The organism is Streptomyces sp. NPDC017246, assembly GCF_044331325.1.
In the GTDB taxonomy this organism is placed as follows: domain Bacteria; phylum Actinomycetota; class Actinomycetes; order Streptomycetales; family Streptomycetaceae; genus Streptomyces.
In genome coordinates, this window is sequence record NZ_JBIRMW010000004.1 from 44,487 (window position 1) to 68,270 (window position 23,784).

Genomic DNA, 23,784 nt, shown 5'->3' on the forward strand with positions numbered 1-23,784 from the left:
GGATCAACACATGACGGCCCCGGCGTTTCGCCGTACAGGTCGTCCCCCTCCCCCCCACTCAGAAGAGAAGAGGTGTGCCGGATGGCCCCCTCGGGACGCATCTCGCAGTCCGTGTTCGACGGCTCCAGGCTGCGGGTGATCCTGCTGCTCGACCTGTACGAGGGAGCTCAGGAGCAGTTCCTGGACGCGTACGAACTCATGCGCAGGCAGGTCGCCTCGGTTCCCGGTCACATCAGTGACCAGCTCTGCCAGTCCATCGAGAACCCCTCGCAGTGGCTCATCACCAGCGAGTGGGAGAGCGCGCCGCCGTTCCTCGCGTGGGTGAACAGCGAGGAGCACGTCGAAACCGTCAAGCCGATGCACAGCTGCGTCCGGGACACCCGCTCGATGCGCTACAGCATCCTGCGGGAGACCAACCCCGCTCAGCCGGCCTCGCGGACCGCGGCATCGGCCGGCGTGCAGGTGGAGGCCCGCGTGGGCGACGGTGTGGCGCGCCACGCCCTCACCTTCACCGTCAAGCCGGGCTCCGAGTCGAAGGTGGCCGAGATCCTCGCCGGGTACCAGTCGCCGCAGGCCCAGGTCGACGAGACCACCCGGCTGCGCCGCACCTCCCTCTTCATGCACGGCAACCGCGTCGTGCGCGCCGTGGAGGTGGAGGGCGACCTGCTCGTGGCACTGCGGCACGTCGCCCGTCAGCCCGAGGTGCGGGCGGTCGAGGAGGCCATCAACCCGTACCTGGAGCAGGACCGGGACCTCACCGACCCCGAGTCGGCACGTGTGTTCTTCACGCGGGCCGCGCTCCCGGCCGTCCACCACGTGGTGTCCGACCGGCCCGCCCCGGCCGGCCTGCGACGGCACGCGCTGTACTACCCGGCCAAGGAAGGCCAGGGGATGGAGCTCGCCCGGCTGCTCGCCCATCAGGACCGGGCCGCGGCGGACGACCCGAACAGCCCGGTGCACGGCAGCACCGTGTTCCAGCGCGACGACATCGTGGTGCGCCTCGTCGACGTCACGGGCGAGCTCGACCTCGACCCCGTCGCCTCCCTCGGGCTCAAGGGCACCGGGAAGGCCGCGGAGCTGGAACGCCTCCTCGACGGCGCCGCGATCGGCGTCGAGGGATCCCTGGAGACGGAGCGCAACATCAACCGCCTTCTGTCGCACGCCGACATGCTGCCCGTCACGGACCGCTCGGCGAACTCCTGACGGCCGGCCGCGGCTCCCGCCGCGGCCGCTGCCCAGCACGTCACTGCCACATCTGGAGGTATCAACCATGCTCAAGCAGCGTCCACGCATCGTGACCCTGAGCGAGACGGAACCCAACCGCAGGCGCGGAGGTGACCTGCGAGCCATGCTCACGCCGGCCACCGTGGGTTCCACCAGCGGCTTCATGGGCCTGGCCATCGTCCAGCCGGGCGAGCGCATCGGCGAGCACTACCACCCGTACTCCGAGGAGTTCGTGTACGTGGTCTCGGGCGCGCTGGAGGTGGACCTGGACGGCGACACGTACGCGCTCCAGCCCGACCAGGGCCTCCTGATCCCGATCGACGTGCGGCACCGCTTCCGCAACGTGGGCGACGTGGAGGCCCGCATGGTCTTCCACCTGGGCCCGCTCGCCCCCCGGCCGAGCCTCGGCCACGTCGACACCGAGGACACCGACGAGGCCGAGCTCGCCGCCGCGGGCCCGCACCTGACCGTGCACGACCCGGGACGGGTGTCCGAGCGCAGCGGGGCCATCGAGTGACCCGGCGAGTGGCCGTCACCGGTATCGGTGTGGTCGCTCCGGGCGGCACCGGAGCGAAGGCGTTCTGGGACCTCCTCGCCGCCGGCCGTACCGCGACCCGCGGCATCACCCTGTTCGACCCGGTCGGGCTGCGCTCCCGCATAGCCGCCGAGTGCGACTTCGACCCGGCGGACCACGGACTGGACCCGGAGCTGAGCAGCCACGCCGACCGGTACATCCAGTTCGCCGTCGTCGCCGCCGGGGAAGCAGTCCGCGACTCCGGACTCGACACCGACGCCGAGGACCCCTGGCGCGTCGCCGTCTCCCTGGGCAGCGCCGTCGGCGGCACCACCCGGCTCGAACACGACTACGTCCTGGTCAGCGAAGGCGGACGGCGGTGGGACGTGGACCACCGCGCGGCCGCCCCCAAGCTGCACATGGCGTTCTCGCCGAGCACGCTCGCCTCCGTCGTGGCCGAACAGTTCGGCGCCCGGGGCCCGGTGCAGACCGTCTCCACCGGATGCACCTCCGGCCTCGACGCCGTCGGCTACGCCTTCCACACCATCGAGGAGGGCCGGGCGGACGTCTGCATCGCGGGCGCGTCGGACTCCCCGATCTCCCCGATCACCATGGCCTGCTTCGACGCCATCAAGGCCACGTCGCCCGACAACGACGACCCGGAGCACGCCTCCAGGCCCTTCGACAACAACCGCAACGGTTTCGTCATGGGCGAAGGCGCGGCCGTCCTCGTCCTGGAGGAGTACGAGCACGCCAGGGCCCGCGGTGCGCACATCTACTGCGAGATCGGCGGATACGCCACCTTCGGCAACGCGTACCACATGACCGGTCTGACCGGCGAGGGACTGGAGATGTCCCGGGCGATCGACTCCACGCTCGACCAGGCCCGGCTCGACCCCACGCTGATCGACTACGTCAACGCGCACGGCTCGGGCACGCGGCAGAACGACCGCCACGAGACCGCCGCCGTGAAGCGGTCGCTGGGCGCGCACGCCTACGCGACGCCCATGAGCTCCATCAAATCCATGGTGGGGCACTCGCTCGGCGCGATCGGCGCCATCGAGGTGGCCGCCTGTGTCCTCGCGCTGAAGCACCAGGTGGTACCTCCGACGGCGAACTACGAGACCCCCGACCCCGAGTGCGACCTGGACTACGTACCGCGCACCGCCCGCTCCCGGAAGCTCAGGAACGTGCTCTCCGTGGGCAGCGGATTCGGCGGCTTCCAGTCCGCGGTCCTCCTGACGGAGACGGGTGGGAGGACACGATGAGCACTGAGCGCCCACGGCGCGCGGTCGTCACCGGGGTCGGCGTGATCGCCCCCAACGGACTGCGCGCCGACGCGTACTGGAAGTCCGTCCGGGAAGGGCTCGGCGTACTGGACCGGATCACCCGTGAGGGATGCGAGGACCTGCCTCTCAAGGTCGCGGGCGAGGTCCGCGGCTTCGATGCCTCCGACCTGATCGAGGACCGTTTCCTCGTCCAGACCGACCGCTTCAGCCACTACGCCATGGCCGCGGCCCAACTCGCCCTCGACGACGCCGGCCTCGCCCGGGACGACCCGGAGGAGCCCTTCTCGATCGGCGTGGTCACCGCGGCCGGTTCCGGAGGCGGCGAGTTCGGCCAGCGCGAGCTCCAGAAGCTCTGGGGACAGGGGTCCAAGTTCGTCGGCCCGTACCAGTCCATCGCCTGGTTCTACGCCGCGAGCACCGGCCAGATCTCCATCCGGAGCGGTCTCAAGGGGCCGTGCGGCGTGGTCGCGAGCGACGAGGCGGGTGGTCTGGACGCCGTCGCCCACGCCGCCCGGGCCGTGCGGCGCGGCACGGGCGCGGTGCTCGTCGGCGCCGCGGAGGCGCCCCTCGCCCCGTACTCGGTGGTGTGCCAGCTCGGATACCCCGAGCTCAGCACCGTCGAGGACCCGGACCGCGCCTACCGGCCCTTCACGGCCGGAGCCTGCGGCTTCGTCCCGGCGGAGGGCGGCGCGATGCTCGTCGTGGAGGACGAGTCCCGCGCCCGCGACCGGGGAGCCGCCGTCCGGGCCGTCGTGGCCGGCCACGGCGCCACGTTCACCGGCGCCTCCCGCTGGGAGGAGTCCCGGGAGGGGCTCGCCCGTGCCATCCGTGTCGCCCTCGACGAGGCCGGGTGCGCCCCGGAGGAGATCGACGTCGTGTTCGCCGACGCCCTGGGCGTACCGGAGGCGGACCGCGCCGAGGCGCTGGCGATCGCCGACGCCCTCGGAGGGCACGCCACCCGCGTACCCGTCACGGCGCCCAAGACGGGCATCGGCCGCGCCTACTGCGGAGCACCCGTCCTGGACACCGCCGCCGCGGTCTTCGCGATGGAACACGGCGTGGTGCCCCCCACCCCCAACGTGTTCGACATCTGCCACGACCTCGATCTGGTGATGTCCCGCGCTCGCCCCGCCGAGCTGCGCACGGCCCTCGTCCTCAGCCGGGGACTCATGGGATCCAACGCGGCGCTGGTCGTGCGCCGCGGCGACGACGACTCCGCCCGGTAGGACCGGGCGGGAAGGAGAGCACACATGATCACCACCGCACTGACCTTCGACGAACTCTCCACGCTGATGAAGCAGGCGGCGGGCGTCACCGTCGACGCCCGGGAGCTGGAGAAGTCGCCGGACGCGCCCTTCACCACTCTCGGCCTCGACTCGCTCGGCCTGCTCGGCATCGTCGGCGAGCTGGAGAACCGGTACAGCGTGGCGCTGCCCACCGACGCCGAGCGCTCCAAGACGCCCGCCGAGTTCCTCGACCTGGTCAACAGCGCTCTCAAGACGGGAGTCTGACGTGGCCGGCCACACCGACAACAGCATCACGGTCGACGCCCCGCTCGACCTCGTCTGGGACATCACCAACGACATCGAGAAGTGGCCCGATCTCTTCAGCGAGTACGCCTCCCTCGACGTCCTCTCCCGCGAGGGCGACTCCACCACCTTCCGCCTGACCATGCACCCGGACGAGTCCGGGAAGGTCTGGAGCTGGGTGTCGGAGCGGACCGTGGACCGACCCGGGCGGACCGTTCGCGCCCGCCGGGTCGAGACCGGCCCGTTCGACCACATGAACATCCGGTGGGAGTACGAGGAGACGCCGGCCGGTGTCCACATGCGCTGGGTGCAGGACTTCGCGATGAAGCCCGACGCTCCGGTCGACGACGCCTGGATGACCGACAACATCAACCGCAACTCCCGCACGCAGATGGCCCTGATCCGGGACCGCATCGAGCAGGTCGCCCGCGAGCGGCGGAGCGCCCCGGTCCTGCCCCGCTGACCGCACGCGGCCGGGCACGGCCGCACCGGGCCGCGCGCACGCGCACGGCCTCCGCACACCCCCACACCCCCACACCTCCACACCGAGGAAGGACGCTCGATGCACCACGCTCTGATCGTCGCCCGCATGGCTCCCGATTCGGCGCCGGCGATCGCCGATGTGTTCGCCGCCTCCGACCGCGGGGAACTCCCCCATCTGGTCGGCGTCACCCGGCGTCGTCTGTTCCAGTTCGGCGACGTGTACCTGCACCTCATCGAGTCGGACCAGGACCCGGGGCCGGCCATCGCGAAGCTGACCGGCCACCCGGAGTTCCGGGACGCCAGCGAGAAGCTGTCGGCGTACGTCAGCGCGTACGACCCGCAGACCTGGCGGAGCCCCAAGGACGCCATGGCGCAGTGCTTCTACCGCTGGGAGCGCGACGCGCGCTCCTGACCCCGGAGGCACACAGGAAACCCGAGGCCGCCCGCCCCGCGAACGACGCGGAGCGGGCGGCCTCGGGTTTCCCTCCTTCGCGCCCGTCAGACGGGAACGGTGCACTCGAACGCGTGGAGGTACGCGTTGACCGGGCGGATCTCACCGATGACGAGTCCCGCGTCCGTCAGCCGGTCGACCATGCTCTGCCGGGTGTGCTTCGCACCGCCGACGTTGAGGAGCAGCAGCAGGTCCATGGCCGTCGTGAACCTCATCGAGGGCGTGTCGTCCACGAGGTTCTCGATCACGACGACCCGGGCGCCGGGTCGCGCCGCCCTGCGGACGTTGGCGAGCGCCCTGCGGGTGCTGTCGTCGTCCCACTCCAGGATGTTCTTGATGATGTACACATCCGCCTGGATCGGGATGTCCTCGCGGCAGTCGCCGGCCACCACACGCACCCGGGGGCTGAGCGCGCCGCCGTCCCGCAGGCGCGGGTCGGCGTTCTCCACCACTCCCGGCAGGTCGAGCAGCGCGCCGTTCAGGGAGGGGTGCTTCTCCAGCAGGCTCGCCAGGACGTGCCCCTGTCCACCGCCGATGTCCGCGACGCAGGACACGTCGCCGAGGTCGAGGAGGTCGGCGACGTCCTGTGCCGACTGCTTGCTCGACGTCGTCATGGCCCGGTTGAAGACGTAGGCGGACTCGGGCGCGTCCTCGTTGAGGTACGCGAAGAACTCCCGTTCGTACACGTCCTCGAAGACGTTGCGTCCGGAGCGCACCGCCTCGTCGAGCTTCGGCCAGACGTCCCACGTCCACGGCTCGGTGCACCAGAGTGCGATGTACCGCAGGCTGTGGGGATCGTCCTCGCGCAGCAGCCGGGACATCTCCGTGTGGGCGAAGGTGCCGTCGGGCTGCTCGGTGAAGACCCCTTGGCAGGACAGTGCGCGCAGCAGTCGGCGCAGTGTCCGCGGCTGGGTCTTCACCGCCGCCGCCAGGTCTTCCACGGTCATGGGCGTGTCGCCCAGGGCGTCGGCCACGCCGAGGCGGGCGGCCGCACGTACAGCGGCGGCGCACGCCGCCCCGAAGACGAGCTCCCTCAGCCGCATCGGCGGGGCGGGAGCCGGATCAACCGTTGTCATCTGTTCGCCTTGTCCTTGCTGTCGTGCCGAGGGTGGTGTCGGGGAACCCGTTGGGGTCAGCACATTCCGGCGGGTTCCGAGAGCGTGCACGTGTTGCGGGTGAAGGTGTTTCCGCGGCCGGTGTCCCGGTTGGCCAGATCGGCGGTGCTGTTGCGCATCACCACGTTGTCGCGGATCTCGTTCTGCTCGTTCAGGGCGCCCACGAAGCTCTTGAACAGCACGATGCCGCCCGAGAGCGGCGAGGCGCCCCTGTTGTCGACGACCCTGTTCTTCTCGACCACCGTCTCCTCGGTACCGGTGAGGACGATGCCCGAGCCTTGCAGGAAGGGCAGCCGGGGGGTCTTCGGGCAGTACTTGTTGTTGGCGTGGATGTTGTTCCGGCGCAGGGTCATCGCCCCGGCGCGCGGCGTGGACTCGTCGCCCACCACGAACACCGCGGCGCAGTTCCCGGTCGCCTCGTTGTGGTCGACGGTCACGTTCCGCAGGCGCCGCACCGTGATGCCGATCCGGTTGCCCGACAGGCTGTTGTGCGTGATCACCGTCCCCTCGGCGTCCGTGGCGCCGTGCTCCTCGTCGGTGGTGTTGGCCAGGAAGAGTCCGGCGTCGGCGTTGTTGCGGGCGATGTTGTGGCTGAAGACGCCCCGGGTGGATCTCTCCTGGGCGATGCCCCACTTCCCGTTCTTGTCGGCGAGCACCTTGCGGACCGTGAGCCGGTCGGTCCTGGACGCCCACAGGCCGTTGCCCGTGAAGCCCCTGAGCGTGAGCGAGCGCACGGTGACGCCCTGGACCGGGCGGCTCTCCGTCCCGGTCACGCAGATGCCGTGACCGGCCTTGGCGCACGCGTCGCCGGCGGTGGCGTCGCCGGGCACGAGGACGGTGGAGGTGGAGCCCGAGCCGAGCAGGGTCAGGCCCGCGGTGGTGATGCGGACGCTCTCACGGTAGGTGCCGGGTGCCAGGACGATGGTGTCCCCCGGCTTCGCGGCGTCCACGGCCTTCTGGATCGATTCGCCCGGCTTCACCAGGTGCGCCGTCCGGCTCTCGGCCCTCGGGGCGGCCGCACCCAGCCCCGAGGCCGCGACGGCCACGGTGCATGCCAGGAGGGCGATCTGTCGTTTGGTCATGTGCCGAAGCTATGAGCGCGTATTGCGGCCTGCCACCGCTGATCCTCCAGGCGGACCTAGGCATACCTCCCTGCGGTCCACGCTTGGGCGTGGCGCGCGGGTCCTGGGGGAGAACGCCGCTCCTCCGTGGATCATGGGGGGCCGCCGGGGGCGTCTCTTCGGTGCGTCGGGCGGCGAAGGGGTTCGAATGCGCAAGTGGTGGCCCTTGACGGCGATCTGTCTGGGCACGTTCATGCTCCTGCTGGACGTCACGATCGTGACCGTGGCGCTGCCCGCCATGGCGGCGGACCTCGGCACCACGCTCTCCGACCTGGAGTGGGTGGTCGACGCCTACGCGCTGGCGCTGGCGGCGCTGCTGCTCGGCGTCGGCTCCGGCGCCGACAGGGTCGGCCGCAGGAAGGTGTCTCTGGTCGGGCTGATCGTCTTCACCGCGGCGTCGGTGGTGTGCGCGGTCGCCCCGAACGCGGGTGTGCTGATCGGCGCCCGGGCGGTGCAGGGGATGGGCGCCGCCGGGATGTTCGGTACGACGATCGCCCTGCTCGGCACGCACTACAGCGGCCGGGACCGGGGGGTGGCCTTCGCCGTGTGGGGCGCCACCAACTCGGTCGCCGCGGCGGCCGGCCCGATGGCCGGCGGTCTCCTCACCCAGTACCTGGACTGGCGATGGATCTTCTTCGTCAACCTGCCGGTCTGTCTGGCCGCCGTCGTGATGACGCTGCGTTCGGTGCGCGAGGCCAAGGGGCAGGGCCGTCGGCGTGCGGACGTGCTCGGCATGGTCACCTTCACGGTGGCGAGCGGGGCCCTCACCTTCGGACTGATCCGGGCTCACTCCGAGGGCTGGGGGTCACCCTTCACGGTCGGCCTGTTCGTCACGGCGGCCGTCGCGCTCGCCCTCTTCGTCGTCGTCGAGACCAGGCACGAGCACCCCGTCCTCGACCTGTCGCTGTTCCGCAGACCGTCGTTCACCGGCATCATGATCGGCGCCCTGTTCATGCAGGGCGCCGCGTTCGCCTATCTGTTGTACGAGTCCCTGTGGATGCAGTCCGTCCTGGGGTACGAGCCCGTCGAAGCGGGTCTGTACATCCTGCCCATGTGTGCCGCCGCGTTCGTCGTGTCCGCGCTCGCGGGCCGCTTCGGCCCCTGGCCCCCGCGGTCGACCATCGGAGGAGGGCTGGCGCTCATCGCCCTGGGCTCCGGGATGCAGGCCACCCTCGACGCGGGGTCCTCGGGCGGCAGCCTCGTGGCGGGGCTCGTCGTCTCCGGTCTGGGGGTCGGGCTCGTGACACCGAGTCTGTCGGCCGCGGCGCTGGCGACGGTGCCGCCGGAGCGCGGAGGCATGGTGGGCGGCGCGGTCAACACCTTCCGCCAGTTGGGCTTCGCCCTGGGGATCGCCATGTTCGGCGTGATCTTCCAGGCGCGGATCGAGCGCGTGCTGAAGGCCGACGGCAGTGTCCCGGACCCGCACGAGACGGCCGTCGCCCTGAGCGGCGGACAAGCCCGGCCGATCGTCGCCGGCTGGCCGGAGGGCGAACGCGCCGAGATGGCGGACCTGGTGCGTGAGGCGTTCGCGTCCGGCCTGAACGCGGTGCTGGTCGTGGCGGCGGCGCTGGGGGCGGTGGCCTCACTGGTCGTCTTCGCGACGGTGCGCGTCCCCGCGGGCGGCGCCGAGCGGCGGAAGCCGGAAGCGGGCGCGAACCCACCCGGACAGGAGACGCGGGCGGACGCCGCCCTGTAGCGACGGCGTCCACGGCGGGTGGCGTCGCGCGGCCGCTCTTGCCTCCCCCTGCCGCTGCGGCCCGTCCACGCAAGGGAGTTCACCTTCGCTCGCGCGCTCCGTCGCGGAGATCACGCGTGAAATCCTTCTCCGGGGTTATGAGCGGGAGTACGGCGCCGCTCGGGCAGCGGCGCGATGTCCCGACGGAACTGGTGACGATGTCTGAAGCGAGCCGGCACGAGGCCACCCAGCCGCCCCCGGTACTCCCCGTGCGGTCGTGGCACACCACCGCTCGTCAGGTCCGAGGAAGAATCGGCCTGCCCGTCGAGGCCACGTTGCACTACGACCCCGACGACCCCTGGGCGGTACGCATCACCTTCCGTCTCCCGCCGGGCACGATCGTCGACTGGACCCTCTCCCGGGAGCTGCTGCGCTCCGGCACCCGCGTCCTGAGCGGCGAGGGCGACGTCCGGCTTTGTCTGCTGCGCGGCGGCGGGCTGGAAGGACGCGTCCGGATGCGGCTTGGCACGGCCGGAGCGTTCGCGGTGGTCGACGTCGACCGGGCGGGCCTGCGGAACTGGCTGGCGGAGACGTACGTCGCCGTGCCCGAGGGAGGAGAGGCCGCGCGGATCGACTGGGCGGCCGAGACCTCCCAGCTCTTCGCACTGCCGTCCTGACCCGGCCGGCGCGCCTGCGGCGGTCCGCCCCTCAGAAGACGGTCTGGGGGGCGACCACCCTGAAGCGCGCCCCGTCGGGGTCGGCGAGGTCCACCCACCGGCTCGTCCTGGACGTCCCCACAGGGGCGACGACCGCGCCTCCCGTGCGCTGCGTGGCCTCGATCGCCTTCTCCAGGTCCTGTACGGGGAAGTGGACGTGCCAGCGCGGGCGGATGCCGGGGTCCGGCGCCTCGCCGACCGCACCGCCGCTGATCCGCGCCACGGTGTCGTGGCCCTGGCGCAGGACGACGTGGTCGTGCTCGTACGACGCCACGCAACGACCGGGCCCTCCCCCGGTCCAGTCCAGGACCTCCCCGTAGAAGACCGAGGCCTCGACCGCGTCGCGGGTGTGCAGCTCCAGCCGGGCCGGGGCACTGCCGCGGCCCGTCGACCAGTCCGGTACGACCGTCCCCTCCCAGAACCCGAAGACCGCCCCGGCGGGATCGGCGGCCAGACCGGCCCGGCCGGTGACGAACGCGAGGGGGCCCACGGCCATGGTCGCACCGCGTTCACGGATCCGCGCCGCCGTGACGTCGGCGTCCGCGACGGCGAAGTACGGCGTCCACGCCACCGGCATGTCGGGTCGCTCGGCCGGTGCGCCGATGCCCGCGACGGGCAGCCCGTCACGGAGAGCGACCGAGAAGCCGTCCCCGAGACCGCTGGCCCGGAATTGCCATCCGAGGACACCGGCGTAGAAGTGCTGCGCGGCGGCCAGGTCGCGCGCGGGCAGACTGACCCAGCACGGGGCGCCCGCGATCTCTTGGCTCGATGTCGACACGGCCGTCATCCTCGGATCACTCATGCGGTACGGGACGCTTCCACCCTAAACCCCGCAAAGAGGCCTGGCCGCGAGGCGGCCCCCCGTTCGGGCCGGCGAGTGGAGGCCGTGCGGCGTGGGACAGCAGGGCGGCTCCGGACTCGACGAGCGGAACGTCCCCATACGTCCTAGGTTGTCATCGTCACTGAATTTTCCCACCCCCGAAGGACAGGTCATGGCTGACAAGGGCCGCACGGACAAGGTCAAGGGCAAGGCGAAGGAAGCGGTCGGCAAGGTGACCGGCGACGACCGGATGAAGGCCGAGGGACGGATGGACCAGGCCAAGGGCAAGGCGAAGGAAGCCGCGTCCGACGCCAAGGACGCCCTGCGTACCAAGCGCGACGAACACTGAACCATTCCGCCGGGAGCAGGGCCCACCCCCTCGGGGGCGGGCCCTGCTCCCGCGACCGGCCCCGGAGACGTCGGCATGATCCCCGGAGGCCCGGGTACGCGGTGGCTATCCAACCGCCTGGGAGGGAGCAATCATGCGTCTGGGCCTGTTCATCATCATGATCGCCGTCGGAGCCATCCTCACGTTCGCCTCCGACTGGGAGCTCGAAGCGGTCAACCTCGATGTGGTCGGTCTGATCCTGATGGCGGTCGGCATCTTCGGAACCGCCGTCTACACCAGCGTTCTTCGCCGTCGCCGGATGGTGGTCCCGCCCGTGGCCCCCACGGTCACGGACCAGGAGCGGCGCGACCTGCTCTGAGACGGTCCGCACCGTCCTGCGGGAGACATGCACGACGTACACGACGTACAGCGACAGAGGAGCGGCACCGATGACCGACCGCACATGGGCCTATGGCACGGGGTCCGGCCACCTCGCGGGCACCGACCTCACCGGATGGCGGGTCGAGGCGTCCGACGGCCACATCGGCACGGTGGACAAGTACTCCGACGAGGTGGGCGACGCCTTTCTGGTCGTGGACACGGGTGTCTGGATCTTCGGCAAGGAGGTGCTGATCCCGGCAAGCGCGGTGACCCGCGTCGATCTGGAGGAACACGCGGTCCACCTCGCCCTGGCGAGAGAACAGGTCAAGGACGCGCCCGAGTTCCACTCGGACAAGCACCTCGCCGACCGGCAGTACCGCGAGGAGATCGGGCAGTACTACCGCACCGGCGGACCGTTCTCGGGCGGCACGGGCGCCATCTGACACTCCCCCGGGCACACCACGGGCCCGGGCAGGGCACAGGCTCTGCCCGGGCCCGTGGTGTGCCCGGGCCCCGTCAGCGCACCGAGTCCCCGGCCGGAGGCCTGGGGAAACGGAACTCCGTGCGGCTGCGTCCGGTCACACCCGGGCGCAGCACCGGACTCGGGTACGCGGGCCGGTTGGGGGCATCGGGGAGGTGCTGCGTCTCCAGGCACACCGCGCCGTGGCGGTGCAGGGGCCGGCCGGCCGGGTCGGTGAGCGTGCCGTCGAGCTGGTTGGCCGTGTAGACCTGCAGGCCGGGGGCCGTCGTCCACACCTCCATCACCCTGCCGCCGTCCGGCGAGGCCAGGCGGGCCGCCCGGCGCGGCACGCCGGACACGCCGCGGGTCAGCACCCAGCAGTGGTCGTACCCGCCGGCGACGCGGATCTCGTCGTCGTCCGCGAGGACGCCGACGCGCAGGCGGCGGGGCGCGGTGAGGTCGAATGGAGTGCCCGTCACGGCCGCGACCGGTCCGAGGGGGATGCCCGCCGGATCGACCGGCAGGTATCCGTCGCCTTCGACCTGGAGCGTGTGGTCGAGGATGTGTCCGCCGTCCGCCGCCAGGTTGAAGTACGCGTGGTTGCTGAGACTGACGACGGTCGGGCGGTCGGTGGTGACCGCGCAGTCGAGGGCGAGGGTGCCGTGGGCGTCCAGCGAGTAGGTGGCCGTGACGTCGAGCGTTCCGGGGAACCCCATGTCGCCGTCGGGGCTGCGCAGCCGCAGCCGGAGCGCCGCCGTCTCGCCGTCGGTGTGCGCCGTCGCCTCCCACACCCTGGTGTCGAAGCCCTCGTGGCCGCCGTGCAGGGCGTGGCCCCGGTCGTTGACCGGTATCGCGTGCTCCGTGCCGTCGAGCGTGAAGCGCCCGTGCGCGATGCGGTTGGCGTACCGGCCGATCAGGGCTCCCAGGTACGGGCTCTTCTCCGCGTACTGGTCGAGCGAGGGCAGGGAAAGGACCACGTTCCCGACGCGTCCGGTGGTGTCGGGAACGCCGAGGGCGTGCAGGATGCCGCCGTACGTGAGGATCTCCGCGTAGGCGCCGGACGGCGACTCGAGTCGCCACAGCACGATCTCCTCCCCTGCCGGAGTGGTACCGAACGGCCGGTTGCGGACGGTGGGTCGGCGCATGGGTGTCCTCGTCACGAGTGGAGGCGGCGGAAGGGCAGGGACTCGGCGTGCGGGTTCGCGGGTGACGGCGGCCCGGGAGCGGCGCGCCGGCCGATGTGTGGGGTTCGCGGGCGCCGGCGGCGCGCCCGCCGGTGTGTTGGGTTTCGCGGGCGCCGGCGGGCTCGGGGGCGGGGCGCCCGCCGCGGGTCAGTCCCCGGGTTCCGTCTCCGGTCGTTCCGCCGGGGCGACCGGGTCCACTCGCCCCGTCGACTCCCGTACGACGAGCCGGTATCCGGGTCTGATCCGGCGCGGCTCGGACACGGGCCCGCCGGCGAGGCGTTCCACCAGCCGGTCGACGGCGTGCCGGGCGATGGCCTGCTTGTCCGGGGCGACCGTGGTCAGGCTGATCGCACCGTAACGGCTCTCCTCGATGTCGTCGAAGCCCACGACGGCGACGTCCTCGGGGACTCTCAGGCCGCGTTCGGTGAGGGTGCGCAGGGCGCCGTGGGCGATGAGGTCGTTGTAGGCGAAGACCGCGTCCGGGACGACCTCCCGGTCGAGGAGGGCCGTCATGGCGGCGGCGCCGTCGCCCCTGCCGTAGCCGTCGGTGGCGACGACCAGGGTCTCGTCGGGTTCGAGACCGGCCGCGGTGAGCTCCTCGCGCCAGCCCCGCAGGCGCAGATGGGCGGGCTGGCGTTCGCGGCCGGTGCGTGAGCCGAGGAAGGCGATGCGCCGGCGGCCGAGGTCCAGAAGGTGCCGGACGGCGCTGCGGGCCGCGGCCACGTTGTCGATGGCGATCTGGTCGTACGGTGCCTCGTACTCGCGCTCGCCCAGCAGGACCAGCGGTGAGGTCTCCTGCCGGGCGAGCAGGTCGTCGTTCTCCAGGTGGATGGGGCTGAGAATCAGCCCGTCGATGACATGGGAGCGGAACTCCTGGCACACCAGCAGCTCGCGCTCGCGCAGTCCCGCGGTGTGGTCGACGAGCACCGTGTAGTCGTGCTGGGCCGCGGCGTCGATGACGGCTCCGGCGAGTTCCGCGAAGTAGGGGTTGCCGAGTTCGGGAACGGCGAAGGCGATGATGCCGGTGCGGCCCTTGCGCAGATGACGGGCGGTGAGGTTCGGACGGTAGCCGAGCTCGTCGATGGCCCGCTGCACCTTGGCGCGCATCTGGGGGGTGACATGGGGATAGTTGTTGACCACGTTGGACACGGTCTTGATCGACACGCCGGCCCGCTGCGCGACGTCCTTGAGGCTGACGCCCACGGAACTCCCTCTGGTTCGGCTCTGATCGGTCGGCCGCCGGTGGACCGGGGCCGGCGCGGGCCCGTCCCCCTGGGGGCGCGGGCGCCCTCCGGGCCCCGGACGACGGGGCCGGAAAGGGTGGTTCCGGCGTCAGAGCGTCCTTCTGCTGCGTGAAACGTACCGCTGTGCCACGACGACGAGGATCAGGAATCCTCCGCTGACCACCGACTGGTAGCTGGAGTTCAGCGAGCCGATCTGGTTGATCAGGTTCTGGATGACGGCGAGCAGCAGGACGCCCCAGAGGGTGCCGCTGACCGAGCCGGCGCCTCCGGCCAGCAGCGTTCCGCCGATGACGACGGCGGCGATGGCGTCGAGTTCCATGCCGGTGCCGATGATGGTGACGCCGGAGGAGAGCCGGGCGGCGTTGAGTGCCCCCGCGAAGCCGGCCAGCAGGCCGCTCAGCAAGTACACCGTCACCTTGGCCCGGGCGACGGGCAGCCCCATGAGGGTCGCGGCGTCGCCGCTGCCGCCGACCGCGAACAGCGTCTGGCCGAAGGACGTGCGTTGCAGCACCAGGCCGCCGACGGCGAGGAGGACGAGGGCGACGAGGATCGGGTATCCGAAACCAGCGACGCTGCCCTGGCCCAGCTCGGCGAAGGCCGAGCCCTTCGGTACCAGGTAGGTCGTCGCGCCCTCGTCGGTGAAGGCGAGCAGGAGTCCGCGCGCGCCCAGCAGTGAGGCCAGGGTGACGATGAAGGGCGCCATGCCGGTACGGGCGATGAGCAGACCGTTCAGCGTGCCGATCGCCCCGCACACCACGAGCGGCACCAGCAGCGCCGGGAGCAGGCCCCATTGCGAGGCCCAGGCGGCGAGGACGCCGCCGAGGGCGAAGACGGAGCCGACGGACAGATCGATGCCACCGGTGATGATCACCATGGTCATCCCGAGCGCCACGACGGCGAGGAACGACGCCTGGACCAGCACGCCGCGGGCGTTGTCGAGGGTGGCGAAGGTGGGGTAGGCGAACGACGCGATGACCACGACGAGGAGCAGGACGGCCAGCACGCCCTGGCGCTGGACCAGGGAGAGGAGGCGTTCCGCCGCGGTGGGGCCGCTCGCGGGGCGGTGGGCGGTGGCCTCGACGCCCGGCGCGGAGCCCTTGATACCGGCCGCCGGGGCGGTGAGGGGCGGGGTGGGGTTCATCGGGATCGGCGCTCCCGTGCGACGTAGACGGCGGCGATGATGATGGCCGCCTGGGCGATCTGGGCGGTGGAGTCGGGCAGGTCGTGCTTGACCAGGGTGGCGCGCAGCAGCTGCATGAGCAGGGCGCCCGCCACGGTGCCGAGCACGCGGACCGATCCGCCGCTCAGCGGGGTGCCGCCCACCACGACGGCGGTGATGGCGGACAGTTCCATCAGGGTGCCGAGGGAGGACGGGTCGCTCGCGGTGAGGCGCGCGGTGGCGAGGACGCCGGCGAGCGCGGCGAGCACGCCGCAGAGCACGTACACGCCGGTGAGCACCCGCTTCACGGGAAGTCCGGCGAGCGCGGCGGCCCTGCGGTTGCCGCCGATGGCGACGACCTGGCGCCCGAAGGTGGTGCGGTGGACGACGAAGGCGACGGCGAGCGCCAGCGCCCCGGCGATCAGGACGACCAGGGGGACGCCCAGGAGGCTGCCGGTGCCCAGGGCCAGCAGGTCGGGATTGACGATCTGCTTGAGCTGCCCGTCGGCCAGCACGAGCGCCAGGCCGCGGCCGCCGACGAACAGGGCCAGGGTCGCCACGATCGGTTGCAGTCCCACCACCGAGACGAGGGCGCCGTTGACGAGGCCGACGACGGCCCCGGCGAGCAGCGCGACGAGCAGGGCGGGCACGAGGCCGTAGCCGAGGTAGAGCGGCAGCAGCGCCGCGGCGAGTGCCATGGCGGAGCCCACGGACAGGTCGACGCCCTCGGTCCCGATCACCAGCGCCATGCCGAGCGCCACGATGACGATCGGGGCGACCTGGATCAGCTGGGTGCGGAGGTTGTCGGCGGTGAGGAAGTACTCGGTGAAGAAGGCGTTGAAGAGCAGCAGCGCGGCCACGGCGGCGTAGACGCCGTACTCCTGGAGCCACGCGGCGGTGCTCCGCCGGGTGCCGGCGCCGCGGACGGGTGCCGCGGTGGCGTGGACGGTCATCGGGGGTCCTCCTCGGCGGCCGCGACCGGGGCCCGGTGCGGTGGGCGGGCTGCGGGAGACGGGTCCGGCGCGGAGCCGGGCCCGGCGGGCTCGGTCGGGGGTACGGCTGCGGGGGCGCGGCCCGCGGTGGCCGGCGCGGGGTCGGCGTCGGACGGCTCCTCCGCCGTACCGGCCGCCGTGTCCGTGGGGGCCGTGGCGTCCCGGGCGGGCGCCGTGTGGTCGGCCAAGGCCGTGAGCAGGGCGTCCTCGGACACGTTCTCGCCGACGAGTTCGCCCACGGTGCCGCCGCTCCTGAGGACGACGATCCGGTCGGAGCCCTCGACGAGCTCCTCGATGTCGGAGGAGATCAGCAGGACCGCGAGGCCTTCCTGGGCGAGCTCGTCGATAAGGGCCTGGACCTCGGCCTTGGCCCCGACGTCGATGCCGCGGGTGGGCTCGTCGAGGAGGAGGACCTTCGGTTCCAGGCAGAGCCAGCGCGCCAGCAGGACCTTCTGCTGGTTGCCTCCGGACAGTTCGCCGACCTTCTGCTCGGGGCTCGACGCCTTGATCCGCAGCCGTTTCATGAAGATGTCGACGACACGGTCCTGCCTCGCCCGGGAGACGATGCCCGCCCGGGAGAGCCGGGGAAGGGCGGCCAGGACGATGTTCTCCCGGACCGAAAGGCCCGGGACGATCCCCTCGGCCTTGCGGTCCTCGGGCAGCAGGCTGATCCCGGCCCGGATGGCGCCGGCGGAGGAGGAGCGGCCCGGCGGCGCGCCGTCGACACGGACCTCGCCCGAGTCCAGCGGCAGGGCGCCGGCCAGGGCCTTGGCGAGCTCACTGCGGCCGGAGCCGAGCAGTCCTCCCAGCCCGAGCACCTCGCCGGGGTGGAGCTCCAGCGAGACGTCGTCCAGTTGGTGACGGCGGACCAGGCCGGTGGCGGTGAGGACGGGCTTGCGCGCGACGTCGTGGCCCCCCGCGCCGAAGCTCGTCATGCCGTGCCTGCGGACTTCGGCGATCTCCCGGCCCAGCATCATGGACACCAGCCGCATGCGGTCGAGTCCGGCGAGCGGGCCGGTGTGGATGTGCCGGCCGTCGCGGAGCACGGTGACCCGGTCACAGATCCGGTAGAGCTCGTCCATGCGGTGGCTCACGTACACGACGGCGATGTCCCGCCGGCGAAGGTCGTCGATGATCCGGAAGAGCGTCTCGACCTCACGCGGTTCCAGGGACGAGGTGGGCTCGTCCATCACGACGACATGGGCCTCGACGGAGACGGCCCGCGCGAGGGCGACCATCTGCTGGGTGCCGATGCCGAGGGTGTTCAGGGGGCGTCGCGGGTCGACGGTCACGCCGAAGCCGCCGAGGAGCGCCGCGGCTTCGGCGTGCATCCGCGGGAAGTCGATGAGCCCGAAGCGGTTCTCGGGCTCGCGGCCGAGGAAGATGTTCCGGGCCACGCTCATCAGCGGGACCAGGTTCACCTCCTGGTAGATCGTGGAGATGCCGGCGGCCTGCGCCTCGGAGGGGCGGGCGAACCGCACCGGCCGTCCCGACAGGAGCAGTTCGCCGCTGTCCGGGCGGTGGACGCCGGTGAGCACCTTGATGAGGGTGGATTTTCCGGCGCCGTTCTCGCCGACGAGCGCGTGGATCTCACCGGCGCGGAGGGTGAACGAGACGTCGTCGAGGGCGACCACGCCGGGAAAGCGTTTCCCGACGCCGCGGGCCTCGACCACCGTCGGCGCTTCCGGGAGCGCGGCGCCGCTCGTCGCGGGCGTCACGGTTTCGGACGTCGCGGCTTCGGGAGGCGCCGCTTCGGGGGGTGCCATGAACGTGGCCTTCCGGAGAGGGAACGTGGAGCGGGTGCGGACCCCGGGGGGCGCACCCGTCCACCCCGCCCGCGGGCGGGGTGGACGCCGACCGTGGCGGCGTCGAACGAACAGGGGGTGTACGACGACCGTGGCGGCGTCGGACGAGCGCGGGGCCGCCGTGAGCGGGGAGGCCGGCAACGGCCCCGCGGCCGGGACGGGCTCCCGGACCGGGTATGTGCGTCCCGGACCGGACAGCTGGATCACGGACCGGATACCCGGATCCCGCCGAGACGCGGAGCCGGGACCGGGCGGGTCGTGGGTCAGTACGCGCCGCCGATGGACTCCTTGGCGTTGGCCGGGTCGTAGGCGCGGTCCGCGATGATGACGTCCTCGGGGATGCTCTCCCCGCTGTAGAACTTCGCCGCGGTGGCGAAGGCCAGCGGGCCGAAGCGCGGGTTGGACTCGATGACGGCGTTCAGCTCGCCGTTGGTCAGGGCCTGTACGGCGTTGCGGGTGCCGTCGATCGACACGATCTTGACGTCCTTGCCGGGGGCCTTGCCGGCCGCCTTGAGCGCGGTGACGGCGCCGAGCGCCATCTCGTCGTTCTCGGCGTAGACGGCGGTGATGTCGGGCTTGGACTGGATCAGCTGCTCCATGACCTGCTGGCCCTTGTCTCGGGCGAACTCGCCGGTCTGCTGGGCGACGATCTCCAGGCCGGGGGCCGACGCCTTCACCTGGTCGACGAAGCCCTTGGTGCGGTCGGTGGTCACGCTGTTGCCGGAGGAGCCGAGCAGGATGGCGACCTTGCCCTTGCCGCCGGTGGCCTTGATCATCGCGTCGGCCGCGCGCTTGCCCTGCTCGACGAAGTCGGAGCCGAGAAAGGCCAGATAGTCCTCGCAGGCCGTGGCGTTGACCTTGCGGTCGATGGTGAGGACGGGGACCTTCTTGGCGGCGGCGGCCTGGAAGGCGGGCTCCAGGCCGTCGGAGTTGAGCGGGGCCACGATGAGGAACTGCGCGCCCTGGGCGAGCATGTCCTGGATGTCGCTGATCTGCTTGGACAGCTGCGACTGGGCGTTGGTGGTGAGGAGCTTCTTGACGCCGACCTTGGCGGCCTCGTCCTTGATGGACCGCGTCTCGGCGATCCGGAACGGGTTGGCCTCCTTCTCCGACTGGGAGAAGCCGACGACCGCGTCCTTGAGGTCGAGCTTGGGGGCGCCGTAGGTGGTGAGGGTGCAGCCCGGGCCGGCGGACGCGGTGGGCGTCTGGACGGTCTGGGCGCCCTGGCCGCTGTCGCCGCCCGCGTTGTCCGTGGTCTCCGACTTGGCGCAGCCGGAGAGGGCGAGCGCGGCGGTGGCGGCGACGAGACAGGCGACGGAGAGCGTGCGGGATCTCTGCGGAAGGGACATGGAGAGGACACTCCTTGGCGGGGGACAGCGCCGCCGAGTGGCGTGCGGTCGCTCGGGGCAGGGAAGCGGGGCCGGTCTGCCGCGATGTGCGGGCAGACCTTTGATGCGCAGCCTCGATCAGCCTGCGCCCCGCCCGTGAACTGGGCGGATGCAGGCTCGGAGTCGCCTTCCGACGAGTCGGCGGCTTCGGCTTTACAACGTTATAACCGCGCCTCGGCGAGCTCTGCAAGGGGCGGGGACAACGTTTCCCGAATGTCTCCACCGCAGGAACCCGAGCTCGTCGTAAGTAAGTTGACGGCCCGTCGGGATGAAGGGTGCGCAGGGTCTGGACAGCCTCCGCACCGCGTGCTGTCATTCCGCTGCGCACAGTTTTCCAACGTTGGAATGACCGATGCCCACCCCTCCCGACACCGCCGAGGCGATGTCCGGGCGGGCTGCGGGGCGCCGGCCGCCGCCTGCCGACGCGACTGTGCGGCAACCGCCGGGCGCCCGCGCCCCCGAGGTGGACACCGCACCTCGCAGGGGCGGTTCCGCCGATACGTGTTCCCCGGGTCCCGCTCCGATCCCCTCTCCAAGAGGAACGATTCGATGACACCACGCAACACCCGCCCCCGAACCGGAATATGGGCGCTGCTGACCGCCGCCACCCTGGTGCTGACCGTCGGCGCCCTGAACCCGACCGCCTCGGCCGCACAGCCGAACGGCGCCACCTCCTCCACCGCCGCCTCCCCCGCCTCCGCGTCCGCCCGGGACGCGGCGATCGAAGTGCACGGCCTCAAGGGCGAGTACTTCAGCATGTCCGCGCCCGGGGCCCGGGACTTCGACCGCCTGGGCGGCACCTCTCTCGACCCGCGGATCGACTTCTCGGGTCTCACCGGCACCTTCCAGTCGCTGACCGGAAGGACCGAGCACACCACCGCCCGCTGGACCGGCCGGATCGAGGCACCGACCACCGGCGACTACACCTTCTACGGGATCGGGGACAACGGCTTCCGGCTGTTCATCGACGGCGAGCCGGTCATCGACCACTGGGTGCCGGACTGGGACCGCGAGCAGACCGGCGCCCCGATCCGGCTCACGGCGGGCGAGAAGCACGACTTCCGGCTGGAGATGTTCCAGGACGTCGGCGGGGCCAACATGTTCCTGCGCTGGTCGACCCCGACCATGCCCAAGCAGCTGGTCCCCGAGTCGGCCTTCACCCCGCCCAGGGGCTTCCAGGTCTACCCGGTGGAGCCGACGGTCCCCGCGAGCGGCCGGCAACTGCGTCTGCGGTTCGAGCACCCGGTGTCCGGCCTCTCGTCGGTCGCCGGGCACCTCACGGTCGAGGCGGACACCACGCCCATGCCGATCCGGTCCGTCTCCGTCGCCGGGGACGACCCGAACACCGCGGTCGTCGAGTTGACCGAGGCCGTCCAGAAGAACCAGCAGGTACGGATCGACTACGACGGCGCCGGCGGACTGAAGAACGGGGACGAGACCGTCCCCCGGCTCCTGCGCACGGCGGCCAACGCCTCCACCCACCGGCTGACCACGGTGTGGGGCGACACGCTGGACCGGAAGAAGCCGCTGCCGGAGTACCCGCGCCCGCAGCAGGTGCGCGCCCGCTGGAAGAACCTCAACGGCTCCTGGCAGTTCTCCTCGGCCGACGCCGGTGAACAGCCGGTCTTCGGCAAGGACCTGGACGAGAAGATCGTCGTTCCCTTCCCGGTGGAGTCCCAGCTGTCCGGCATCGAGCGGCACCAGGACCACATGTTCTACCGCCGGCTGGTGGAGGTGCCCAAGGACTGGAAGGTGGGCGCGGCCGGCAAGAGCAACCGTCTGATGCTCAACTTCGGCGCCGTCGACTACAGCGCCACCGTCTGGGTCAACGGCAGGCGGGTGGCCGAGCACACCGGTGGCTACAACGCCTTCAGCGCCGACGTCACCGAGGCCCTCACGGCCAAGGGCCCGCAGGAGGTGGTCGTCGCGGTCACCGACACGGGCGGCCCGAACCAGCCGACGGGCAAGCAGTCCACCAACCCGGGCGGCATCTTCTACACGCAGTCGTCGGGCATCTGGCAGACGGTGTGGATGGAGCCCGTCGCGCCCGTGGGCATCGACGACGTCGTCACCACCCCCGACATCGACACCGGCACCCTGGCCGTGAAGGTCACATCCGCCCGCGCGTCGGCCGGAGCGCGCGTGGAGGCCGTCGCCCGCGACGCCCGCGGCAAGGTCGTCGGCCGGGTCTCCGGACCCGCCTCCGGCACGCTGCGCCTCCCGGTCGCCAAGCAGCACCTGTGGAGCCCGGACGACCCGTATCTCTACGACCTGGAGGTACGCCTCACGGACGGCGGGTCGGCCGACCGTGTCGACAGCTACTTCGGCATGCGGAAGATCGCGGTCGAGAAGGTCGGCGGCTTCCAGAAGCTGGTGCTCAACGGGAAGCCGATCTTCTCGCTGGCCACGCTGGACCAGGGCTTCTGGCCGGACGGGCTGTACACCCAGCCGAGCGACAAGGCGCTGGCGTTCGACCTGGAGGCGCACAAGAAGCTGGGCTTCAACGCCGTGCGCAAGCACATCAAGGTGGAGTCGGACCGCTGGTTCTACCACGCGGACCGGCTGGGCCTGCTCGTCTGGCAGGACTTCGTCTCGGGCGACCTCAGGGACGACTCCGGCCACCAGGCGTTCGTGGACCAGGGCCGGGAGATGATGCGGCAGCACCACGACTCTCCGTCCGTCATCGGCTGGACGGTCTTCAACGAGGGCTGGGGCGAGTGGAACCGCGAGGAGACGGGCCGGATCGCCGATTCGGTCAAGGCGGCCGACCCGTCCCGCATCGTCAACGCCCACAGCGGGGTCAACTGCTGCAACTCCAAGGGTGACTCCGGCAAGGGCGACATCATCGACCACCACGACTACAACAACACCGACCCCGCCTACCCGGACCACCGGGCGGCGCTGGACGGCGAGCACGGCGGTTTCACCCTGCGCGTCCCGGGCCACATGTGGCCGGGCGCGCCGACGGTGATCTACAGCGGGGTCGCCGACAAGGAGGCGCTGACCCGCAAGTACGTCGAGAACACCGAGAAGTTCTATCTGGAGGCGGCGGGCGCCGAGCTGTCCGGCTCCGTCTACACCCAGATCTCCGACCTGGAGAACGAGCTCAACGGCCTCTACACGTACGACCGCCGGGAGATCAAGGTCGACCCGGCCCGGGTGCGCGAGATCAACCTGAAGGTCGTCGCGGCCGGCGCCGCGGCCGGGCAGCACGGTCCGCTCAAGGGCGGTGCCTCCTGGTCGTTCGACGAGGGCTCCGGCACGACGGCCCGGGACTCCGGCCCCGGCGGCCGGACGCTCACCCTCAACGAGGGGACCGGCTGGACCACCGGAGTGGGGGGCGGCGCGCTGAAGTTCGACGGGCAGGGCCACTTCGCCCAGACCGACGGACCCGTCGTCGACACCACCACGAGCTACTCCGTGTCGGCGTGGGCGACGCTGGACTCCCTGCCGGGCAACTACGCGACCGTGGTCAGCCAGGACGGCCGGCGCCAGGAGAACCCCTTCTATCTGCAGTACGGCCAGGGCGCCTTCGCCTTCAGCACCCCGGGCGGCAACCGCGCCCGCTATGCCACGACACCCGAACTCGGCCGCTGGTACCACCTGGTGGGGGTCCGGGACGTCACGAAGAACGAGATCCGGCTGTACGTGGACGGCGCCCTGGTCGCCACGGCGGTCCCGGGTCCGGCGGACGTGAGCACCGGCCCGCTCGCGGTCGGGCGCGCCAAGTGGAGCGGCGGGAACGTCGACTTCTGGCAGGGCTCGATCGACCAGGTGCACGCCTTCGACAAGGCGCTCTCCACCGAGGAGGTGGCCGCACTGCACGCGGCCGAGAAGCCTTAGGGCGAGGCCCGGGGACGCGTGGGAGAGCCCGCGCGACCCCGGGATCCCCGGACCCCGGGCGCG

General features: G+C 71.7%; 22 protein-coding genes. 13 read left to right on the plus strand and 9 right to left on the minus strand.

Annotated elements, in window-relative coordinates:
• Positions 1-81: 81 nt before the first annotated feature.
• The 7 genes from ACH4MY_RS11040 (at position 82) to ACH4MY_RS11070 (ending at position 5,451) form a co-directional block, all read left to right on the plus strand.
• Positions 82-1,203, plus strand: coding sequence for a SchA/CurD-like domain-containing protein (locus tag ACH4MY_RS11040; protein ID WP_398000703.1), 1,122 nt, complete (start codon positions 82-84; stop codon positions 1,201-1,203).
• Between the two features lie 67 nt (positions 1,204-1,270).
• The gene (locus tag ACH4MY_RS11045) at positions 1,271-1,741 is read left to right on the plus strand and encodes a cupin domain-containing protein (RefSeq protein WP_398000706.1); all 471 of its coding nucleotides are present in this window, start codon (positions 1,271-1,273) and stop codon (positions 1,739-1,741) included.
• Entirely contained in the window at positions 1,738-3,006 is a 1,269-nt protein-coding gene (locus ACH4MY_RS11050; RefSeq protein ID WP_398000708.1) for a beta-ketoacyl-[acyl-carrier-protein] synthase family protein, read from the plus strand. Before ACH4MY_RS11045 ends, ACH4MY_RS11050 begins: the two co-directional genes overlap by 4 nt.
• On the plus strand, positions 3,003-4,253 hold the full coding sequence (locus ACH4MY_RS11055) for a ketosynthase chain-length factor (protein ID WP_398000710.1): 1,251 nt from the start codon (positions 3,003-3,005) through the stop codon (positions 4,251-4,253). The genes ACH4MY_RS11050 and ACH4MY_RS11055 overlap by 4 nt, the downstream gene beginning before the upstream one ends.
• Before the next feature lie 24 nt (positions 4,254-4,277).
• A complete protein-coding gene (locus tag ACH4MY_RS11060; RefSeq protein WP_398000713.1) occupies positions 4,278-4,538 on the plus strand; it encodes a phosphopantetheine-binding protein in 261 nt (86 codons plus the stop codon).
• Position 4,539: 1 nt separating this feature from the next.
• Positions 4,540-5,019, plus strand: coding sequence for an SRPBCC family protein (locus ACH4MY_RS11065; protein WP_398000716.1), 480 nt, complete (start codon positions 4,540-4,542; stop codon positions 5,017-5,019).
• A 99-nt stretch (positions 5,020-5,118) separates the two neighbouring features.
• Positions 5,119-5,451 carry a TcmI family type II polyketide cyclase gene (locus ACH4MY_RS11070; RefSeq protein WP_398000719.1) on the plus strand — a complete coding sequence of 111 codons (333 nt, stop codon included), beginning with the start codon at positions 5,119-5,121 and terminating at the stop codon, positions 5,449-5,451.
• 86 nt (positions 5,452-5,537) lie between these two features.
• Here the strand turns inward: ACH4MY_RS11070 and ACH4MY_RS11075 are convergent, their stop codons facing one another.
• Complete coding sequence (locus tag ACH4MY_RS11075) at positions 5,538-6,566, minus strand: methyltransferase (protein WP_398000721.1); 1,029 nt, start codon at positions 6,564-6,566, stop codon at positions 5,538-5,540.
• Positions 6,567-6,622: 56 nt separating this feature from the next.
• Complete coding sequence (locus ACH4MY_RS11080; protein WP_398000724.1) at positions 6,623-7,687, minus strand: nitrous oxide reductase family maturation protein NosD; 1,065 nt, start codon at positions 7,685-7,687, stop codon at positions 6,623-6,625.
• A gap of 187 nt (positions 7,688-7,874) precedes the next feature.
• Here ACH4MY_RS11080 and ACH4MY_RS11085 point away from each other — a divergent pair, with 187 nt between their 5' ends.
• Together ACH4MY_RS11085 and ACH4MY_RS11090 are read left to right on the plus strand one after the other, a co-directional pair.
• Positions 7,875-9,422: an MFS transporter gene (locus ACH4MY_RS11085; protein ID WP_398000727.1), complete on the plus strand. Its 1,548-nt coding sequence runs from the start codon at positions 7,875-7,877 to the stop codon at positions 9,420-9,422.
• A 197-nt stretch (positions 9,423-9,619) separates the two neighbouring features.
• Positions 9,620-10,078: an SsgA family sporulation/cell division regulator gene (locus tag ACH4MY_RS11090; RefSeq protein WP_398000729.1), complete on the plus strand. Its 459-nt coding sequence runs from the start codon at positions 9,620-9,622 to the stop codon at positions 10,076-10,078.
• Positions 10,079-10,109: 31 nt separating this feature from the next.
• Here the strand turns inward: ACH4MY_RS11090 and ACH4MY_RS11095 are convergent, their stop codons facing one another.
• Positions 10,110-10,904 (minus strand): VOC family protein, encoded by a 795-nt coding sequence (locus tag ACH4MY_RS11095; protein ID WP_398001644.1) that lies wholly within the window; start codon positions 10,902-10,904, stop codon positions 10,110-10,112.
• A gap of 205 nt (positions 10,905-11,109) precedes the next feature.
• Between ACH4MY_RS11095 and ACH4MY_RS11100 the strand changes: the two genes are divergently transcribed.
• The 3 genes from ACH4MY_RS11100 (at position 11,110) to ACH4MY_RS11110 (ending at position 12,089) form a co-directional block, all read left to right on the plus strand.
• On the plus strand, positions 11,110-11,286 hold the full coding sequence (locus ACH4MY_RS11100) for a CsbD family protein (RefSeq protein WP_398000732.1): 177 nt from the start codon (positions 11,110-11,112) through the stop codon (positions 11,284-11,286).
• Positions 11,287-11,419: 133 nt separating this feature from the next.
• Positions 11,420-11,644 carry a DUF6458 family protein gene (locus ACH4MY_RS11105; RefSeq protein ID WP_398000734.1) on the plus strand — a complete coding sequence of 75 codons (225 nt, stop codon included), beginning with the start codon at positions 11,420-11,422 and terminating at the stop codon, positions 11,642-11,644.
• Positions 11,645-11,714: 70 nt separating this feature from the next.
• Positions 11,715-12,089 (plus strand): PRC-barrel domain containing protein, encoded by a 375-nt coding sequence (locus ACH4MY_RS11110; RefSeq protein WP_398000737.1) that lies wholly within the window; start codon positions 11,715-11,717, stop codon positions 12,087-12,089.
• A 73-nt stretch (positions 12,090-12,162) separates the two neighbouring features.
• Here the strand turns inward: ACH4MY_RS11110 and ACH4MY_RS11115 are convergent, their stop codons facing one another.
• The 6 genes from ACH4MY_RS11115 to ACH4MY_RS11140 all read right to left on the minus strand — a co-directional run bounded on the left by ACH4MY_RS11115 (position 12,163) and on the right by ACH4MY_RS11140 (position 19,839).
• Positions 12,163-13,251 carry an aldose epimerase family protein gene (locus ACH4MY_RS11115; RefSeq protein ID WP_398000740.1) on the minus strand — a complete coding sequence of 363 codons (1,089 nt, stop codon included), beginning with the start codon at positions 13,249-13,251 and terminating at the stop codon, positions 12,163-12,165.
• 186 nt (positions 13,252-13,437) lie between these two features.
• Positions 13,438-14,493: a LacI family DNA-binding transcriptional regulator gene (locus ACH4MY_RS11120; RefSeq protein WP_398000742.1), complete on the minus strand. Its 1,056-nt coding sequence runs from the start codon at positions 14,491-14,493 to the stop codon at positions 13,438-13,440.
• A gap of 129 nt (positions 14,494-14,622) precedes the next feature.
• Positions 14,623-15,675 carry an ABC transporter permease gene (locus tag ACH4MY_RS11125; protein ID WP_398000745.1) on the minus strand — a complete coding sequence of 351 codons (1,053 nt, stop codon included), beginning with the start codon at positions 15,673-15,675 and terminating at the stop codon, positions 14,623-14,625.
• Entirely contained in the window at positions 15,672-16,646 is a 975-nt protein-coding gene (locus ACH4MY_RS11130) for an ABC transporter permease (protein WP_398000747.1), read from the minus strand. Before ACH4MY_RS11130 ends, ACH4MY_RS11125 begins: the two co-directional genes overlap by 4 nt.
• Positions 16,643-18,451, minus strand: coding sequence for an ATP-binding cassette domain-containing protein (locus tag ACH4MY_RS11135; protein WP_398000750.1), 1,809 nt, complete (start codon positions 18,449-18,451; stop codon positions 16,643-16,645). The genes ACH4MY_RS11130 and ACH4MY_RS11135 overlap by 4 nt, the downstream gene beginning before the upstream one ends.
• Before the next feature lie 302 nt (positions 18,452-18,753).
• Entirely contained in the window at positions 18,754-19,839 is a 1,086-nt protein-coding gene (locus ACH4MY_RS11140; RefSeq protein WP_398000752.1) for an ABC transporter substrate-binding protein, read from the minus strand.
• Between the two features lie 588 nt (positions 19,840-20,427).
• Here ACH4MY_RS11140 and ACH4MY_RS11145 point away from each other — a divergent pair.
• The gene (locus ACH4MY_RS11145) at positions 20,428-23,721 is read left to right on the plus strand and encodes a LamG-like jellyroll fold domain-containing protein (protein WP_398000754.1); all 3,294 of its coding nucleotides are present in this window, start codon (positions 20,428-20,430) and stop codon (positions 23,719-23,721) included.
• Positions 23,722-23,784 lie beyond the last annotated feature (63 nt).